An 18,743-nucleotide genomic window follows, 5' to 3' on the forward strand; every position below is an offset into this window, starting at 1 on the left:
CGTTTTGCAGTTTCCTAGTGCAGCAGGAGAATTTCGGTTGAAATTCAACAGTCAAACATCTACACAAATCCCAAAACCATTACAGGAGGAATTCCCAATGACAAAATCATTCGATTTCGACACATTACTACTTCATGGTGGCCAAGAGCCAGACCCGTCCACAGGTTCAAGAGCGGTGCCGATTTATCAAACAACGTCCTATGTGTTTGACAATAGCGATCACGCCGCGAAATTATTTGCCTTAGAAGAGCCAGGGAACATTTACACCCGGATCATGAATCCGACAGTCGACGTGTTAGAGAAGCGCCTTGCTCTATTAGAAGGAGGGATCGGAGCTCTTGGTGTTGCATCGGGAATGGCTGCGATTTCTCTTTCCATCCTGAATATTGCAGAAGCGGGTGACGAGATTGTGGCTGCTACCAATCTTTACGGTGGAACGTACAATCTATTTTCTACTACTCTACCGAAATACGGGATCAAGGTTCATTTCGTCGATCCGACCGATCCTGAAAATTTCCGCAAAGCAATCACTTCTAAAACGAAAGCGGTGTTCGCTGAAACCATTGGTAATCCGAGCCTGCATGTACTTGATATCGAGGCTGTAGCGAGAGTGGCTCATGACCATCACATCCCTCTGATCATCGATAATACATTTGCCACGCCGTATGTGTGTAAGCCGATCGAGTGGGGAGCGGATATTGTCATCCATTCTGCCACTAAATGGATTGGAGGACATGGAACGGCCATTGGAGGAGTCGTGATTGACGGAGGGAAGTTCGATTGGAATCATGAGAAATTCCCTGGGTTCACCGAGGAGGACCGGAGCTATAATGGACTTCGTTACGCACAGGATATCGGGGAGGCCGCTTTTATTACAAAATTAAGAGTGCAGCTGCTTCGTGATTTAGGGGCATGCTTAAGTCCTCAAAACGCATTTCTATTGTTGCAAGGGTTGGAAACTCTCCATCTTCGTATCGAACGTCATACAGAGAATGCGTTGAAAATTGCTGAGCACTTGGATCAGCATCATGGTGTTGCATGGGTTTCCTATCCGGGACTGCCTCAGCACCCCTCCCATCAACTTGCTCAAAAATATTTGAAAAACGGAGCGGGTTCCATCGTCGTCTTTGGTATAAAAGGTGGAAGGGATTCCGGTCGTAAAGTGGTCGACAATATCGCCCTTTGGTCTCACGTTGCCAATGTAGGGGATGCGAAATCACTGATCATCCATCCGGCGTCCACGACTCATCAGCAATTAAACGATCAGGAAATTCGAGCGACTGGCGTTACAGAAGATTTGGTGAGGCTTTCAGTGGGATTGGAATCGGCCAAAGATTTGATTAAGGACCTGGATCACGCAATCGAAGTGGCTTTGCAAACATCACCTGTATAAGAGGTGGAAGTCAGGGGAGATCCCCAAACGATACAAGTGAAAAACAGTGCAGTTACCGGCGGGGGAATAGGAACAATCATAATCCCCCGACAAAACACCAAAAAAAGGAGGTGGAGGAATGGAGGCGTCGTACGAAGTAAGCTCCATTACCATCCCATCCCTCGCATTAGAGTCAGGCACCACGTTACAAAACGTACATTTGTCTTATGAACGAACAGGGTGCAAAGAAGGTCCGGCCATCCTGGTTTGCCACGCCCTCACCGGCACCCATATTGTAAAGGGAACAAGCGAGGACAAGGGCTGGTGGGATGGACTGATTGGACCGGGTTCCTATATTGATACGAACCATTATAATGTGCTTTCATTTAATGTGCTAGGTGGCTGCGAAGGAAGTACGGGATCGACAGCCATCAATCCCGACACTGGAGCACGGTACGGTCCCGATTTCCCAAGCGTTACGATAAGAGACATGGTTCACGCTCAATATGAAGCGCTCCAACAGCTTTCCGTCGACCATATTGAAGCGGTCATTGGAGGTTCATTGGGCGGGATGCAGGCATTAGAGTGGGGTGCCCTTTATCCTGACTATATCAATAAAGTGTTCGCCCTCGCCGTGACGCCTGCTTTAAATGACTATGGCCTTGCGTTTAACCACATCGGCATCACGGCAATTGAAGGGGACCCCGATTTTCAAAAGGGGCACTATCCAAAAGGGGCCAGCATTAAAGGCTTAGAGATTGCCAGAATGGTCGGGATGGTCACGTACCGGACACAGGAGTTATTCGATCAACGTTTTCAGCGGGAACAAACAAATGATCGATATCATGTTGAAAGCTATCTTGATTATCAAGGGAAGAAGCTTGGGAAACGGTTTGATCCCAACAGCTATCTTACCCTCCTTAAAGCCATGAACACACATGATATTGGCAGGGGGAGGGGGAATATAGAAAAAGTAGCACAATCCTATTTATGCGAGCTGATTTCAATTAGCTATGAGGGCGATTTAATTTACTCTCCTGATTACTTACAGGAATTCACTAATCGTGCACCTAAAGGAGAATACTACTTTATCTCAACAGCATTTGGTCATGACGGATTTCTTGTGGAGTTTGAAAAGTGGGGAGGGATCATCGCCTCCCATCTTAAAAACCAACATGTCCCAAAAGTGTTTACAAGTATAAAATAAAAACCCTCTTATCATAACTCGTCCCCCTCTGGCATATAGTGAGATAAGCAAAGACATCGCACCGCCTTAGCGCGTTTTTGTGTGGTGTCTTTTTTCGTTGGAGATCGAGTAGCGGGGTAACCACGCTCTCCATCTATACAATAGACTCACAACAAGCTGGAGGGGAATATATGGAGTGGACGGGCAGAAAGCTCATCATCACAATTATCATTAGTATGCTGATCGGTGCCGGAGGGATGTATGGCGGCTTGGAGTGGACCGGTAAATCAGGGGACGAGCTTGCTCAGTTTGATGGAAAAGGGGACCTCAATGACAAGCTTCACAAAGTGGAAGTGGCATATGATCTGATCAGTGACAAGTTCTTTCAGGATGTAGATAAGGGGCAACTTGTAGAAGGAGCCATTCAGGGGATGCTGAAGACCCTTGATGATCCTTACTCGGTATACATGAATGCAGAAACCGCCTCTCAATTCAATGACGCATTGGATTCGTCTTTTGAAGGGATTGGGGCGGAAGTTACGATCATGGATGGTAAATTAATCATCGTGGCCCCTTTCAAAAATTCGCCTGCAGAAAAGGCGGGGCTGAGACCGAATGACCGCATCATCAAGGTAAATGGGAATAGCATCGAAGGTCTTGATCTATACGAAGCAACGTTGAAGATCAGGGGCAAGAAAGGAACAGAAGTGAAATTAGACATTACGAGAGAAGGATTGAAGGATCCGATTGAATTGTCTGTGAAAAGGGACGATATCCCGGTTGAAACGGTGATTTCAGATGTGAAGGAAGTAAACGGAAAGAAGACGGGATACATCCAAATTACTACCTTCTCAGAAAATACGGCTCTCGATTTTAAAAAGCAGTTGGATGAACTTGAGAAGAAACAGGTGGAAGGATTGGTTCTTGATGTGAGGGGAAATCCAGGAGGACTTCTCTCCAGTGTAAGTGAAATCCTCAAACAGTTCGTAACGGAGAAAAAGCCTTATGTCCAAATTCAGGAACGAAGCGGAGAGGTGTTAAAATCCTTCTCTAATAGTAAAGAAAGAAAAGCGTACCCTGTCGTCGTTCTCATCGATGAAGGAAGTGCGTCCGCTTCTGAAATTCTGGCGGGAGCATTGAAAGAGGCTGAAGGGTATCCACTGATCGGGACGAAGAGCTTTGGGAAAGGGACCGTGCAGCAAGCCGTGCCTATGGGTGACGGAAGTAATATTAAATTAACGATGTTCAAATGGCTGACGCCGAATGGCAATTGGATTCATAAAAAAGGAATCAAACCGGATATCCCTGTCAGACAACCAGCTTATTTCTATGCCCATCCTCTGCAAGTGGAAAAATCACTGGAGGAGGGGACAAATAATGAACAGGTGAAAAGTGCTCAGGAGATGCTGCAAGGACTTGGCTTCAATCCTGACCGGGTAGACGGATATTTTAGTAAGAAGACCGTTAAAGCTGTTAAGGATTTTCAACTTCAGGAAAGCCTAGATGTTACAGGTATTATCGATTCAACAACGGCAGAGAGGTTGCAGGAGGAAATATTCGAAGCGGTGCAGAATGATAAGAATGATCTACAGCTCCAGGCCGCATTGGAGTATATAGAACGTACTGCGAAACCTGCTATAGAATAGTTTTGAAAGGAGAAAGGTTCTAATATTTCTGAATCTTTCTCTTTTTTTTAGTTTATTAGGGAAAAAGGAGGGGTATTGGGTAGGGGTGTCGAATAATATAACTTAATTTACCAATATTGAGTCCTAAATAACTAGTAGGAGGTGAAGGGCTATTTGGGTAACTGAAAAATAATGAATAGATAGTCCCTCTCCTAAATATAGTAGACTATTATAGTCCTATATAATATGTACTTTGAAGGAGGTGAGGAATCGTGATAGAACAGAATAAAATAAAAGAAGCGGGTATCTCCTTCGAGCATAAGTCGATTAATCACCAAATCGAGAAGGTGAGTACTAAAAGGGTATTGGATATCGTCATCAGCTTCATTTCTATCATGCTATTAAGCCCATTCTTACTGATCATATCTATACTTATTTTCATTTTCGACGGTCGCCCGATTCTGTTTAAACAAATCCGTTCTGGCGTTAACCATACCCCGTTTACCATCTATAAGTTTAGAACGATGAGGGAATCAAAAGAAGTGATGTATCATTGGCAGGACAAAGTACCGGATGACTTCGTATTTAAAGGAGGAAGTAATCCGAATATAACCCCCTTGGGTAAGATACTCCGTAAAACGAGTTTGGATGAACTCCCTCAGCTTATTAATGTGTTAAAGGGTGAGATGAGTATCGTAGGACCGAGACCGGAAGTGCCCCGTATCACCCACTTTTATGATAGTCACCAGGCACAGCGATTAGTTGTGAAGCCTGGAATGACGGGATTTGCCCAAATAAATGGGCGATCTGACATCACCCACGGTCAGAAAATAAACTTCGATTTGTATTATGTTTATAATCAATCTATTGGATTGGACTTCAAGATCCTTTTGAAGACATTCTTTATCGTTTTGCGGCGTAAGGGTTCTTATTAAAGAACAAACAGGGGTGGAAAGGAGTGTAGGAGTGGAGCAATCATTTAATTATCAAGCTTTGATAAAAGAGCTCAAAAATGGCTCGAAGTTCATTATCCTCACCACTTTATTCACGACGATCTTAGGGACCCTCATCACGTTGTTCTTGCTCTCTCCTGTGTATGAATCCAAGACGGATTTGCTCGTCAATGGAACGGTTGTGAAAGAAAACGGTGAAAATTTGTCACTAAGCGAAGTGGAAATCAACATACGATTAATCGAAACATACAGCATTATGATCAAGAGTGATCGAATTATGGACAAGGTTCTTGATAAGCTTGAAAACGGTATGAGTAAAGAAGAATTAATGAAACAAACCAGAGTCCTCACCAATGAAAATTCTCAAATCCTCACCATCATTGTAGAAAGCCTTGATCCCAAAGAGGCTGCAGATACGGCTAATGAGGTGGCTGCTACTTTTAAACAAGAAGTGAAAACGGTCATGGATGTAGACAATGTCCATGTATTATCATCTGCTAATCCAAGTGAAAAGCCAGTGCGTCCCAATAAAACGGTAAACATCCTTCTGTCAATGGTCATTGGGTTTATTTTGTCTGCTACATGGGTTCTCTATAGGAAACACTTTGATATGAAGTTAATATCGATCCATGAAGTTGAGGATGCCTTAGCGCTCCCTGTATTAAGCGGTATTCCTCATATCAAGAAGCCGAAAAAGGCAGAATCTAATTTTTCCCACAATTTATTAAAAGAAGGAGAGGTTCATTCCCCACTTGCAGAAGCCTATCGCTCACTAAGAACAATCGTTCAATATAAGACAAAGGCGAATGGACCTTATTCGTTAATGGTCACAAGTAAGCACCCGAATGAAGGGAAATCGTTGACCAGTGCAAACCTAGCAATCGTCATGGCTTTGGACAATAAGAAAACAGTGTACATTGATTGTGATTTAAGGAGACCGGACGGGCAATTCATCTTTGGTGTCAGCAGTAGAAGAGGGGTTACGTCTTATTTAGAAGGTTACTCTACAATGAATGAAATTATATCCAGTACTCATATACCCAATCTATCGGTCATCGTAGCCGGGATCATTCCCCCAAACCCTTCAGAGCTCCTTTCATCTAAGAAGATGGACCAATTAGTACAGGAACTGAAGAAAGAATATGACTACATCATTATCGACAGCCCGCCAATGGTGGTCTCCGATTCCCTTAGTTTAGCTAACAAAGTGGATGGATGTTTATTTGTAGTCAATGCCCAAAGATCAAAACGGGATGAAGTCACCGATGGAATTCAACAGCTTCAGCAGGTACAAACTGAAATCCTTGGTATCGTACTAAATGAAATCGCTCACTCAAAGAAGGTACAGTACTACTATTAATAACGCTCTTTTCAAAATAATTGTTGGTTCCTAACCGGGGAGTTGCCAAGGCACTGACAATGAGGTTGCGTGACAGAGTTTTGAAGTGGCAAGAAAACATTAAAGAAAAAAGCTGTTTTCGCAAAGATTGTTGATTTAAAGGGATAAAGCCATAGTTCAGCTGGTGAATGTGATGGATAAAGATTGATTGAAAATGTAGAGCTTCATCATGACAAAAGAAAAAACAGTAATTTAGCTATTCAATCTAAATATGACCGTTGCACACTTTGAACAATGTTGTCTAATCTTTTAAATAATTTAAAGGAAACATACTTTGTTGATTGTAGCGGAAGGTGCTCGACTCCTGCGGGAATAGCGGGAAAGTTGAGACCCCGCAGGGCTTTAGCCCGAGGAGGCTCAACTCACGCCCCGAGGAAAGCGAGCACCTGCAGCGGAAATCACGACACCCTATCAAAAAGCTCCAAAGTTTTACGAAAATAGCAATTTTAAATTAAATAAAGGAGGAATCGGTGTGATTGTTGATATTCACAACCACATTTTACATGGTGTCGATGATGGACCCAAGACGCTTGAGGAGTCCATTTCAATGGCGGGACAAGCAGCTGACGCTGGTATTACCCACGTTATCGCAACTCCCCACCGGGGGAATGGAATCCATTTTAATAGAGCGAATCGGATCATCCATCAAGTTATGGAACTTAATCGGGAATTACAGCACCAGAACATTCCCGTTACCATTCTTCCAGGAATGGAAATTCATTTGTACGGGGAAGTGGCGGAAGATCTGCAGAAACTGGACTCGGTTCTGTTAACGCTGAATGAAACCAATAAGTATGTTCTGATTGAACTTCCCGATAGCCACTTTCCCTCCTATACGGAGCTTATTCTCTATAAGCTTCAATTAGTGGGATACGTACCGATCATTGCCCATGTTGAACGGAATGAAGAATTGAGGAAAAAACCGGAGCTGCTCTTCTCCCTATTTCAAAAAGGCGCACTCTTTCAAGTGAACGCAGGCAGTATCTTAGGTAAGTTTGGAAAGAGTATTCAAAAGTTTGCTTACGAACTTATAAAATACAATCATGTACACGTTGTGGCCTCCGACGCCCACAATCAGCATTCCAGGGCCTTTACATTGGCTGAAAGCTATAAAGTGATTCAGCATGAATTCTCTGCCATGTATACAAATTATTTTCGGGCCAATGCCATTTATATCGCCAATGGCATGGATTTCACAAGCTTTCAACCTGAGAAGATGAGAAAAAAACAGAGACTGATTGGGTTTATGTGAGGGTGAACGTCATTTCTACGTAGTTAACTGTGAGTAAGGTGGTACAAGGAGATGAAATTAATAACGCAACTAAAAACACTCATGATGAAGGGTAACTTCTTTCGAAATGTCTCCATACTTGTTTCGGGCACAGCCTTTTCACTCATTGTCATTGTGTTAACGACGCCATTGTTGACAAGACTGTACACACCTGAAGAATTTGGAGGGTACTCCATCTATGTTTCGATCCTATACACGACTTCAGTCATGGCATCGCTCTTGTATGAATCGGCTATTCCATTGCCAAAAGAAGAGGACGATGCTCTAAATCTATTAAGTCTTTCGCTTTCCATAGTCCTTGGAATGAGCATTCTGACATTGATGGGCGTTTGGGTGTTCGGTCATTCCATCGCCTCCATCGTGAACATTCCCCATTTGGAAGAGTATTTATGGCTTTTACCGATAAGCCTATTCGGATTCGGTATCTTTCAAGTATTGAATGCCTGGCTAATCCGTAAGGAAGCCTATCCTTTCATGGCTCGGGGAAAGGTGTTTATGAATATGAGTCAGGTATTCTCGCAAGTCGGTTTAGGTCTTTTGCATGTCGGGCCAGTTGGATTGGTGGCAGGAGAAGTAACGGGGAGAATGGTAGGAAGTAGTACAGTCCTCAGGCTTTCTTGGAAATCGATTCGGACAAGATTAAACAAGATCAGTGTGAGGAAAATGAAGACCTTGGCCAATCGGTATAAGTATTTCCCTCTTATCTCAAGCTGGTCTTCCATATTAAGTGTCGCTAGTGGTCATCTTCCGGTATTCTTCATTGCGGCTTCCTTTGGTTCGAAAGCGGCAGGATTATATATGCTTGGACAACGGGTGCTTTCGATTCCGGATGCGTTAATCGGATTTTCGGTGAAGCAAGTGTATTTTGCCAGCGCAACAAAACAAATCCGTTCAACCACAACGCCATTGAACGCCCTTTTCTGGAAAATGGTGTGGAAGCTGTCAGGAGTGAGTTTTCTGGTCATCTTTTTCATCGTACTTGTAGCACCGTGGACATTTGGACATGTGTTTGGGAAGGGCTGGGCAGAATCGGGGACGTACATTCAAGCACTGGCCATCCTGTTTTTCTTTCAGATGGTGGTTGGGCCGATTACGGCGAATTTCTTTATCTTTGAAGCTCAGCGGTTACATTTTCTTGGAGAATGCATGCGGTTTATCCTGCTTCTCGCCGCTGTCTGGATCTCAACAAATTCTCACTTTTCATCCTTTCATACCCTTCTTTGTTTAAGTATTTTTGGTTCATTGGGATACGTTGGCCTCGCATTTCTAGCTTGGTATGCCATGAGCAAGAAGAAAGAGGTACAGAATGAGTTTGAATGTGAAATAGGAGTTGAAGCTAGTGAAGCTAAATGACTCCCCACCAGGATGGCTGATGCCTTTTTTATATGTCACATTAGCGGTCAGTTCAATCGTTTTAGTTGAACCTTCACCGTATGATGTGCTGCTGCTGGTATTTATCTTTTTTACGATGAAGAAGCTTATTCCTTTTACATTAGCATTCCCAGCTCCCTTACTGCTGCTTGTGGTATTGATTACGTGTAATTTGTTCTCTCTCTATTTTGCTAAGGACCCTGTACATGGTCTCAACTACAGTGTCATCACCTTTTACCTTGTATTGACATGGGTGGGTATAGGGAGCGTCGTTTATATGTATAAAGAAAAAGCGATCGAGACCATTTTTAATGGATATGTCATTGCGGCAATGATAGCCGCCTTAATCGGCATCGGTTCTTTCTTCAATCTTTTCCCGTTTTCGGATTTATTTATGTGGGAAGGCCGAATCAATTCGTTGTTTAAAGATCCGAATGTCTTCGGTCCTTATCTCATACCAGCAGCTCTTTTCCTTTTATTAAAGATCGAAACGGGCCGGAGCACAGGTAAGGTTAAGGCTATGATGTTCGTTAGTTTCATCGTACTGACATTAGGTGTCTCACTCAGTTTTTCCCGTGCTGCCTGGGGACATCTTGTTATCGCCCTTTTTGTCTATTTCGTTTTCTTTAAAGGGAGCATGAACAAGCGTATCGGGATAGTGATTCTTCTCTTGTTCTCCTTTCTTCCAATTTTATTCTTTGTAACGGCATCTTCAGATTTGGTTGACCTGTTTCAGGAACGCTTCGGATATCAGGAGTATGATAATACCCGATTTGATAAACAAAAGGAATCGTTAGAAACCGCAATTGCTTACCCATTAGGAGTGGGATCCGGCCAGTCGGAAATGTTGTTCAATCATTCGACGCATAGTTTATATGTGAGAATTTTCACTGAAAATGGGTTTCTTGGCATCATTTCATTTATCGTATTTGTTGGATTAAGTATATCGAGGTGCTTCCGGAATATGAGAAACCTCCAAGGAATGCATCAGGGATTATTTGTGGTCATACTTGCCTCCATCATTGGCTTACTTTTCAATAGTTTCTTCATTGATACCTTGCACTGGCGACATTTCTGGCTCCTTCTTGCCTTACCATGGTGCTTGGTAGAAACGGGTCTTATAGAAAGGAAGGGTAGTGTATGAAGATTATCCAGTTCATTACAAGGATGGATGATGTAGGTGGAGCCCAGGTTCATGTTTTAGATCTTTCGTTGAGTCTGAAAGAAGCCGGTCATGAAGTGATTGTACTTTCTATGGGTAGTGGGCCGGTAACAGATGAGCTTCAAGAGCATGGGGTCAGATGCGTGGAATTGAGTCATCTCCAATTGAAGATCCATCCAGTTCAAGACGGACGTGCGTTGAACGAGCTTTGCAGGTGGCTGAGGAAATTAAAGCCGGATATTATGGCTACACATTCGTCAAAAGCCGGGATGCTGGGAAGGATTGCAGGGAAGATTTGCAATGTGCCGACTCTATTTACAGCTCATGGTTGGGCGTTTTCAGAAGGAGTACCGGAAAGGAAAGGTACTGTTTATCGAATGCTTGAAAGGGTTGCCGGGAAGATATCCATGGGGGTCATCACCGTTTCCCGCTACGACTACCAATTAGCTCTCAAGCACAAAGTGATGCCCGAATCAAAAATGAGAACGATCCATAATAGTGTCCCGGATATTCCAATGCCTCTTACCAGTAAACCTTGGGGATCGACCCCGAAAATCATCATGGTAGCTAGATTCGCATTTCCGAAAGATCACCTGCAACTGCTCCGTGCATTAGAAAACATCAAGGACCTGCCTTGGGAGCTGAATCTTGTGGGGGACGGACCTTTATTAACAACCTTAAAGGATAGGGTAGAAAGAAGCCCGATTGCAGATCGGGTCCACTTCCTTGGGAAAAGTCGAAATATCCCAGAGCTATTAGCCGGTTCCCATATTTTTGTTTTAACCTCCAAGCATGAAGGGCTTCCCATCAGTATCATAGAGGGGATGAGAAGCGGTTTGCCGATAGTTGCATCTGATGTCGGGGGAATAAATGAATTGGTCGAAGATGGTCATAATGGCTTTCTCATACCATCTGATGATTCCGACCGTTTATCACAAAGGTTGAAGAAATTGATCCAAGAAAGGCAGCTCATGGAAAAGATGGGTCAGATGAGTAGAAAACAATATGAGGAGCATTTCACATTTGAACACATGAGAGATCAAACCGTCAAAATGTACAATGACGTATTGGAGAAACACTTTGAAAATAGAAGGTTTGTGCTTTCAAATAACAAGAGAGAGGTGTAACCATGAAGGTATTGGTAACTGGCGGCGGAGGATTTATTGGCTATCATGTCACGAAACGTCTTCAAGAAAAAGGACATGAGGTCATCATAGTGGACACTCTTATTACTGGTAAAGAAGACAATGTACCAGATGAGGTGACATTCTACCGGGTGGATATTACCAGTCCGGAGATTGAAACGGTATTTATTAACGAAAAGCCCGATGTCGTGATTCACTTAGCTGCACAAATATCTGTTTCCTACTCCATGAAAAATCCACAAGAAGATGGCAAAGTGAATATTATCGGAACGATCAATCTTCTTCACCTCAGTGCAAAATATCAGATAAAAAAATTCATTTTCGCTTCTTCAGCTGCAGTCTATGGAACTCCTGAGACACTTCCGATTAGAGAAGATCACAGACTTGTGCCAACCTCTTCATATGGTTTATCCAAAATGACATCTGAAAATTATATTCAAATGTACCACCAATCGAAGCAACTGCCATTTACGATCCTGCGGTTTTCCAATGTGTATGGACCGAGGCAGACGGCAGAAGGAGAAGCGGGGGTCGTCTCGATTTTCTTGTCAAATGCTGCAGGGAGCAAACCGATTCAAGTCTTCGGGGATGGGAACCAAACCCGTGATTTTATCTATGTGAAGGATGTGGCTGACGCCTGTGTTCAAGCCATTGGAAATGGAGATAATGCAATTTTGAATATCGGTTCACAAACACAACTAACCATTAATCAACTCATTCAATCCATCTCTAAGGTTAGCGAGAAACCTTTATCCATTCAATTTATGAATGCCCGTGACGGTGATATTGAACATAGCAACCTGAATAATGGCCGAGCCAGGGAGCAATTAGGATGGATTCCACAATACTCATTAGAACAAGGTCTTCAGGAATCGATGGAAGAAATTCAAATGAATATGAGGAGGAGCCATGAAGCTAGTTGGGAAAAAAGTCACTCCATTTAATAAGAAACAACCTGGAACTCTAGTGATTTCGCTAGATTTTGAGCTTTATTGGGGAATGCAGGATCAACTTTCCTTTACAACATATAAAGATCAGTCTGAAGAAAATGCAGATCATGTCGTGAAATCGATATTGGAATGCTTCGAACAGTCTAACATCCATGCCACCTGGGCAGTTGTAGGCTTTATGTTTTACAACAATTTCAAAGAGTTGAGGAAGGACTTCCCTGGGAAAGTACCTAGTTACCGTGATGCACAGCTCTCGCCCTATCACTATCTCAATTCGATAAAAAATGAAAAAGGTCATCGTGATTTTCATTTTTCTCCTTCCTTGATCCAAGAGATTGCAAAGTCCGAAAATCAGGAGATTGGGACACACACCTTTTCCCATTATTATTGTTTAGAGGCAGGACAAACGCTTGAAGAATTTGATGATGACCTGAGTAAAGCCTTTGAAGTCATGAAGAAGGTACGGTATGAACCTAGAAGTATTGTATTCCCACGAAACCAAATCCATAGGGAATATGTCCAATTATGTAAAAGAAAAGGTATCACTTCCTACAGAGGAACCGAAAAATCGTGGATATACGATCTCAAAACCGGTGAGAACAAGAGGTATATCAAGCGAGCTATCCGCTTTCTGGATTCATATATCAATCTGACAGGTCACAATACGTACACCCTCCAAGAAAATGAGGAAACCATGCCCTTAAACATTCCGTCCAGTCGCTTTTTAAGGCCGGTCTGTCCAAAGTTGAAAAAGATGGAATCCTTGCGTTTAAAGAGAATATTGAATGACCTGACATATGCGGCGAAAAACGGAGAAGTCTATCATCTATGGTGGCACCCGCATAATTTCAATGCGAATTTACGTGAAAATATAGAATTTCTGAATAGAATCTTGGAAGCATTCTTGCAGCTAAAGGAAGAGTATGGAATGAGAAGCATGAATATGAAAGAGTTGCAAATGGAATTCAATCAAAATAGGGGGATCTGTGATGAAGCCGATTTATTGGAGAAAATGGATGTTAGATATAACTGATTTTTACGGGACAAGTGATAATGATTGTGCTCGAAAAAAGACCGATATCACGATAGTCTCTCAACTACCTAAGGACAATATCAAAGAAAAATATCATATGCTCAAAAGATTCAAAACCCTTCATCTGGACCTTGAGCAATCAGAAGAAGAGTTATTTAAAGGAATGAACCGGACCACACGCTATCAGATTAATAAAGCGTTTAAAGAACCCTTTACCGTCACAATCATAGATCAACCTTCCACTAAAAATATCGAGGAATTCGTACAGTTTTTCATCCCGTTCGCCAAAGAGAAGAACATTCCACCTTGTAGTCAAAGTAAGCTGCAGTCACTTCGTGAAGCAGGGATGATTGTCCTGACAAAAGTACTGGATGATGATGGGCGGAAATTAGCTTCTCATGCCTATTCCCTGACAAATGGGAAGGCAAGCATGATACATTCGTGCTCAGGTAGGTTTGAATTTGGAAACAATACAGAGCGGAATCGAATTGGGAGGGCTAATCGATTTCTCCACTGGAACGATATTCTTTACTTCAAAGGAAAGCAATATAAAACATATGATTTTGTCGGATTATCATTTGATGATAGAGATGAAGCCATGAAGAATATTACTGATTTTAAGAAGGGGTTTGGAGGAAATGAAGTGATGGAGTACAAATATTATAAGGCCGATAGTTTAGCAGGGAAAGCGGTATTATTTGTACTAAGTAAAAAATGGGAAAAGAATCCGGATTTTGTAGAGGCGAGTTTTAAATAGCGGTATGTGGAAAAGGAATGAGTCATACGGGCTTGTTCCTTTTCTATTTATTTTTGGCTGTTTTAGTGAACTTTAGAGCTTTTGAAATTGTAGAAATAAACGAACAGCCTTTACTAAATGTGCCTCTAGCTATGAAAAGTATAATCCTATATTCCCTCTTATTTTGCTTTCTTCCGACATCATTTCCCGGGAAAATGTGAGGAATGCTGTCGGAAATGAAGCTGTATCGTAAAACAATCCAATAAAATAGCGATAGGTTTTAGGGGAGTCTTTTGATAAAATAGTAGATAATGCATTTTTTTTGCAAAAGGTGGTGAAGGATCATTGATTGAGCTTTGGTTGCTTGAGATTTTGAAAGGATTTGGGAAGTTATTTCTTCATCCTGTATTATATGTGTCTGTTCTTTTCGCAATCATGACAGGCTATTATCGTGTTAAGAGAGAACGTAGGGATTTTAATACGAGATTGCTGGATGGCTATCATGATATGCGTGTTTTATTTTCTTACGGCATTGCGCTTGGATTACTGTTTTCTGTCGTCACGGTTGGGGCGGGGGTTGTGATTCCTTTCGCAGGAATCATTCTCATAGGAGTGATATCCATTCTATTTGCGCTAACAAGTCGTTATCAGCTGATGTCGGCGACCATGACGGTTGGGTTTTCATACTTCATCTTAGTTGTATTGGACTATTTTCAATGGGACCTCCCCCTTGGGAATCCGTATATTGACAACTTGAATTTGGGGCTACTGAGTTCCATTGTCGTTCTCCTTGGTGTGTTAACGATGATTGAAGGAAGCCTGATTCGATTGAATGGCTGGAAGCATACTTCACCACGGTTATTAAAGAGTGCACGTGGACTGAAGGTAGGTGCCCATCTCGGGAAAAAGTTATGGATTGTACCGATGTTTGTGCTGATTCCAACGGGGGCGTTCACTCTCCCATTTGAATGGTGGCCGGTGTTTACGGTAGGAACAGAATCGTATTCTCTTCTTTGCGTGCCGTTCCTTCTTGGTTTTCAGCAACTGGTGAAGAGTACTCTGCCTGAAGTTGCAATCAAGCATACGGGTTCTCGAGTGTTCTGGCTAGGTGCATTTACGTTGACCTTAGCCATAACCGGATTCTGGGCTCCCATGTTTTCGATAGCTGCAGCCGTTATCGGTATACTTGGAAGGTCATGGATTGCATATCGCTACCGAAGTTCGGAGGATTCTAAGCCATACTTCTTTAAGAGGCAGCCTAATGGGCTCATGATCCTCGGGATTATCCCAGGTTCCCCTGCCAAGAAACTTACATTGGAAGTGGGAGAAATCGTACTGAAGGTGAACGGGGTGGAAGTGGATACGGAACGAGCCTTCTATGAAGCGCTTCAAAAGAATGGAGCCTATTGTAAGCTTGAGGTTATGGGAACAAACGGGGAAAATCGTTTTACTCAAGGAGCCTTGTATGAAGGGGATCATCATGAGCTTGGGATCATTTTTGCAGAAGATTCTTCAGGTTGGGAGCACCATCAAGTTTCATGAGCTTTTCACGGGTTATCGGAATGAATTGAATTTGTATTAATAGAATTACTCTCAAATAAAGAGTGTAGACCATGAACCATTCATGGCCTGCGCTCTTTTTTGCGTGAAACGTGGACCGTTATCAATATCTATTTCCTTATAAGAAGAAAACTTGTCCAATCTCTTTTTTCGAAAATGCATAGAATGAAATAAAGGGAAAACATGACTATTATACTTAATGCAGGACGTCATAAAATGCAAGTTTCGCATAAAGCATGGGGACCAGAAAATTTAAAAACGAAATGACAGAAGAAATAGAGTTTGTCCATCAAATGCACCATTTGTATGTGGATTGGATGATACTAAAAAGAGTTGGAAAATCCAATTATCTTGGAAGGAGGTGATACGATGACTGTATTACTTGATGCGCGTACGTCACAAAATGCCAGTTTCGAGAATTCAATTAGTATCCCCCTGACAGATGCTCCAGTGTTAACTGGTATTGTCGGATTAAACACCATCGGGGCTTCTGGAGCCGTTACCACACAATTTGGAGGAACTGTATCCATTCAAGGAAGACCTGGGGACCAAGGAACTTTTGGAATTACCATCAATGTTTACAGAGGGGCAGATCCAACTGGAACGCTTGTTTATTCGGCAACGGAAAGCGTGAACTTAGTGGGTGCTGCAACAGAAGAGCCTATCACGGTTATTTCGTTTGAAGGTTCTGATTATGAAGTGGCGGATCCTGACGATTTATTAATTTATACGATGTTTGTCCAGACCAGTGTAATAGGGACAGAGGGCTTCCTCAATCGTGTAGGACCGGAAAGTTTTAATGCTGCAGTATATGATTATTCTAGTTAAATGTTGATTGATGCTTCGTAAACAGAAACGTCCAGGGTTTGTGCCTTGGACGTTTTTACTTAGTTCACCTATATGATTCTGATAGATTAAAGTCCTACTGCTTCCTTCTTGAACCACTCTCATTTAATAGACTCTTTTTATAAAATAGCAAGGAAACTTGTACAAACCTTTCTTACAGAAATACATAGAATGGAATAGAGGGAGTGTAAGAGAGATGTAAGAGGAAGGTTTGCGAGGAGGGCAAGGGCTTTTTTGTCTTTTAATAAAACGCAATAAAAAAGGAGGTGAAACCATGACAGTATTACTTGATGCGAGAACGTCACAAAATGCAAGTTTCGCAAATTCTATCAATGTTCCACTAGGGGATGCTCCTGAGTTAATCGGCATAGTGGGATTAAATACGGGTGAGGCAACTGGCCCGGTTACTACTCAATTTGCCGGTACGGTATCCCTGCAAATACCAGGTGGACTACCAGATGAGGCTGCAGGCATTACAATTACTGTGGTAAGAGGCCTGGATATAGTGGCCGATCCCATTGTGTATTCAGCTACAGAGACCTATTCATTGAATCTTGAGCCAGACGAACGTCAAGTCGTGATTACATTTGAAGGCTCTGATTATAATGTTGTTTCTGAGGAATTATTAATCTATACCGTATTTGTCAACAACCCCCCCTTTTTACCAGGCGGAGACGTCCTTATTCGTGTAGGACCGGAAAGTTTTAATGCAGCAGTGTATGATTACAGCTAATATGGATTAGATTGTCTTGATTTTCGTTAAGGAAAGGAAACGATGGGGATTGATTATGAGGGGAGGGAAAAAACGTGAAAAAAGTATCCATTATCATACCATTTTATAATTGTCCATACGTGGATCAAGCTATTCTGAGTGTCTTAAACCAATCGTATGAAAATATTGAACTCATTGTAGTCAATGATGGTTCAACTAAGCATACAGAGAAAATATACCCCTTTCTTCATAACATCCATCTTTATATTGAAAAACCGAATGGGGGAACTGGAAGTGCATTAAATGAAGGAATAAAAAATGCTACAGGTGATTATTTCGCCTGGTTGAGTTCCGACGATCGTTTCGCTCCCCACAAAATCCAAAAACAGATTCAGTATATGGAGTCCACGTCTGCAGACATCTGCCACTCTGCTTATGCTCAAATCGATGAAAGAGGTACCATTCTCACTCCCTCAATTGGCCTCCATTTTCAGCAACGACTCCCCTTCTTGAAGAAAATGAAAGAAGGAAGCTTTATAAATGGAAGTACGATCATGATGAAAATGGACGTATTCACTCATATTGGGCTATTTAATGAATCCTTGCTCTATACCCAGGATTATGATTTATGGTTGCGAATCTTACGTAAGTATTCCTTCCGTTATATACATGAACCACTCGTACAGTACCGCTTGCATGAAAGCATGGGAACCAAAAGGTTTGAAAAGGAAATGACAGAAGAAATTGAGTTAGTCCAACAACAACACCATCTAATGATGGAATGGTTAATACTAAAAGAGTTAAAAAAAACAATCATTTTGAAAGGAGGTGAGGCGATGACCGTATTACTTGATGCGCGTACGTCACAAAATGCCAGTTTCGAAAACTCGATTAATATACCCCTTACAGATGGTCCTGTGTTAACAGGAATTGTCGGATTAAATACTACCGGGGCAGCAGGTTCAGTCACTACACAATTTGGGGGAACTGTAACCGTCCAAGGACGACCTGGATCCCTAGGGTTAGCAGGGATTACCATCAACATATACAGAGGTCAGGACCCGACCGGAACGCTGGTTTATTCGGCAACCGAAAACATGAACTTTACTCAGGGGACTGCTACTGAAAACCCTATAACGGTTATTTCATTTGCAGGCTCTGATTTTCAAGTGGCTAATCCTGATGACTTATTAATCTATACTATGTTTGTCCAGACGAGTACAGCAGGTACTGGGAACATCCTCTTACGTGTAGGACCGGAAAGCTTTAATGCTTCCGTTTATGATTATAATAATTAACTTCTTCTAGTGTAAAAAAGAGCTTGGACTCATACTACGGTTCCAACAAGTGGTGCAAAAAAAGTAAATCTCTATAGGTTTTCAGCGTGAGTTCTTAAACGAAT

16 protein-coding genes are annotated in these 18,743 nt (G+C 42.2%); all 16 read left to right on the forward strand.

All coding sequences use genetic code 11. The features are described 5' to 3' along the window. The first annotated feature begins 97 nt into the window (after positions 1–97). The 16 genes from FGG79_RS15680 (at position 98) to FGG79_RS15760 (ending at position 18,639) form a co-directional block, all read left to right on the forward strand. Positions 98–1,393 carry a homocysteine synthase gene (locus FGG79_RS15680; RefSeq protein WP_138780025.1) on the forward strand — a complete coding sequence of 432 codons (1,296 nt, stop codon included), beginning with the start codon at positions 98–100 and terminating at the stop codon, positions 1,391–1,393. 118 nt (positions 1,394–1,511) lie between these two features. Beyond that, positions 1,512–2,579 carry a homoserine O-acetyltransferase MetX gene (gene metX / locus FGG79_RS15685; RefSeq protein WP_138780027.1) on the forward strand — a complete coding sequence of 356 codons (1,068 nt, stop codon included), beginning with the start codon at positions 1,512–1,514 and terminating at the stop codon, positions 2,577–2,579. Positions 2,580–2,749: 170 nt separating this feature from the next. Next, positions 2,750–4,204 (forward strand): S41 family peptidase, encoded by a 1,455-nt coding sequence (locus FGG79_RS15690; RefSeq protein WP_138780029.1) that lies wholly within the window; start codon positions 2,750–2,752, stop codon positions 4,202–4,204. A gap of 251 nt (positions 4,205–4,455) precedes the next feature. Continuing rightward, positions 4,456–5,118, forward strand: a complete 663-nt coding sequence (locus tag FGG79_RS15695; RefSeq protein ID WP_346764080.1) for a sugar transferase — start codon at positions 4,456–4,458, stop codon at positions 5,116–5,118. A gap of 31 nt (positions 5,119–5,149) precedes the next feature. Continuing rightward, a complete protein-coding gene (locus FGG79_RS15700; RefSeq protein WP_138780031.1) occupies positions 5,150–6,496 on the forward strand; it encodes a tyrosine-protein kinase domain-containing protein in 1,347 nt (448 codons plus the stop codon). A gap of 511 nt (positions 6,497–7,007) precedes the next feature. Further along, entirely contained in the window at positions 7,008–7,787 is a 780-nt protein-coding gene (locus FGG79_RS15710; RefSeq protein WP_138780033.1) for a tyrosine-protein phosphatase, read from the forward strand. Positions 7,788–7,838: 51 nt separating this feature from the next. Then, positions 7,839–9,179, forward strand: coding sequence for a lipopolysaccharide biosynthesis protein (locus FGG79_RS15715; protein ID WP_138780035.1), 1,341 nt, complete (start codon positions 7,839–7,841; stop codon positions 9,177–9,179). Further along, on the forward strand, positions 9,166–10,341 hold the full coding sequence (locus FGG79_RS15720) for an O-antigen ligase family protein (RefSeq protein ID WP_138780037.1): 1,176 nt from the start codon (positions 9,166–9,168) through the stop codon (positions 10,339–10,341). The genes FGG79_RS15715 and FGG79_RS15720 overlap by 14 nt, the downstream gene beginning before the upstream one ends. Then, positions 10,338–11,486 (forward strand): glycosyltransferase family 4 protein, encoded by a 1,149-nt coding sequence (locus tag FGG79_RS15725; RefSeq protein ID WP_138780038.1) that lies wholly within the window; start codon positions 10,338–10,340, stop codon positions 11,484–11,486. Before FGG79_RS15720 ends, FGG79_RS15725 begins: the two co-directional genes overlap by 4 nt. A 2-nt stretch (positions 11,487–11,488) precedes the next feature. Beyond that, on the forward strand, positions 11,489–12,448 hold the full coding sequence (locus FGG79_RS15730) for an NAD-dependent epimerase/dehydratase family protein (RefSeq protein WP_138780040.1): 960 nt from the start codon (positions 11,489–11,491) through the stop codon (positions 12,446–12,448). Beyond that, positions 12,414–13,487 (forward strand): polysaccharide deacetylase family protein, encoded by a 1,074-nt coding sequence (locus tag FGG79_RS15735; protein ID WP_138780042.1) that lies wholly within the window; start codon positions 12,414–12,416, stop codon positions 13,485–13,487. Before FGG79_RS15730 ends, FGG79_RS15735 begins: the two co-directional genes overlap by 35 nt. After that, positions 13,444–14,244 carry a hypothetical protein gene (locus FGG79_RS15740; RefSeq protein WP_138780044.1) on the forward strand — a complete coding sequence of 267 codons (801 nt, stop codon included), beginning with the start codon at positions 13,444–13,446 and terminating at the stop codon, positions 14,242–14,244. The genes FGG79_RS15735 and FGG79_RS15740 overlap by 44 nt, the downstream gene beginning before the upstream one ends. A 324-nt stretch (positions 14,245–14,568) precedes the next feature. After that, positions 14,569–15,765, forward strand: coding sequence for a PDZ domain-containing protein (locus tag FGG79_RS15745; RefSeq protein WP_138780046.1), 1,197 nt, complete (start codon positions 14,569–14,571; stop codon positions 15,763–15,765). A gap of 387 nt (positions 15,766–16,152) precedes the next feature. Continuing rightward, a complete protein-coding gene (locus FGG79_RS15750) occupies positions 16,153–16,611 on the forward strand; it encodes a hypothetical protein (protein ID WP_138780048.1) in 459 nt (152 codons plus the stop codon). 292 nt (positions 16,612–16,903) lie between these two features. Then, positions 16,904–17,362: a hypothetical protein gene (locus tag FGG79_RS15755; RefSeq protein WP_138780050.1), complete on the forward strand. Its 459-nt coding sequence runs from the start codon at positions 16,904–16,906 to the stop codon at positions 17,360–17,362. A 74-nt stretch (positions 17,363–17,436) separates the two neighbouring features. Then, complete coding sequence (locus tag FGG79_RS15760; protein ID WP_138780052.1) at positions 17,437–18,639, forward strand: glycosyltransferase; 1,203 nt, start codon at positions 17,437–17,439, stop codon at positions 18,637–18,639. Positions 18,640–18,743: the final 104 nt, after the last annotated feature.

The sequence above is a fragment of the Bacillus sp. BHET2 genome (assembly GCF_005938125.1).
In the GTDB taxonomy this organism is placed as follows: domain Bacteria; phylum Bacillota; class Bacilli; order Bacillales; family Bacillaceae_B; genus Rossellomorea.

What these genes read in the sequence shown, in the direction of transcription:
- FGG79_RS15680 (WP_138780025.1), top strand. Translation starts at nt 98, where the DNA reads ATGACAAAATCATTCGATTTCGACACATTACTACTTCATGGTGGCCAA.
- metX (WP_138780027.1), top strand. Translation starts at nt 1,512, where the DNA reads ATGGAGGCGTCGTACGAAGTAAGCTCCATTACCATCCCATCCCTCGCA.
- FGG79_RS15690 (WP_138780029.1), top strand. Translation starts at nt 2,750, where the DNA reads ATGGAGTGGACGGGCAGAAAGCTCATCATCACAATTATCATTAGTATG.
- FGG79_RS15715 (WP_138780035.1), top strand. Translation starts at nt 7,839, where the DNA reads ATGAAATTAATAACGCAACTAAAAACACTCATGATGAAGGGTAACTTC.
- FGG79_RS15725 (WP_138780038.1), top strand. Translation starts at nt 10,338, where the DNA reads ATGAAGATTATCCAGTTCATTACAAGGATGGATGATGTAGGTGGAGCC.
- FGG79_RS15730 (WP_138780040.1), top strand. Translation starts at nt 11,489, where the DNA reads ATGAAGGTATTGGTAACTGGCGGCGGAGGATTTATTGGCTATCATGTC.
- FGG79_RS15735 (WP_138780042.1), top strand. Translation starts at nt 12,414, where the DNA reads ATGAAGCTAGTTGGGAAAAAAGTCACTCCATTTAATAAGAAACAACCT.
- FGG79_RS15740 (WP_138780044.1), top strand. Translation starts at nt 13,444, where the DNA reads ATGAAGCCGATTTATTGGAGAAAATGGATGTTAGATATAACTGATTTT.
- FGG79_RS15750 (WP_138780048.1), top strand. Translation starts at nt 16,153, where the DNA reads ATGACTGTATTACTTGATGCGCGTACGTCACAAAATGCCAGTTTCGAG.
- FGG79_RS15755 (WP_138780050.1), top strand. Translation starts at nt 16,904, where the DNA reads ATGACAGTATTACTTGATGCGAGAACGTCACAAAATGCAAGTTTCGCA.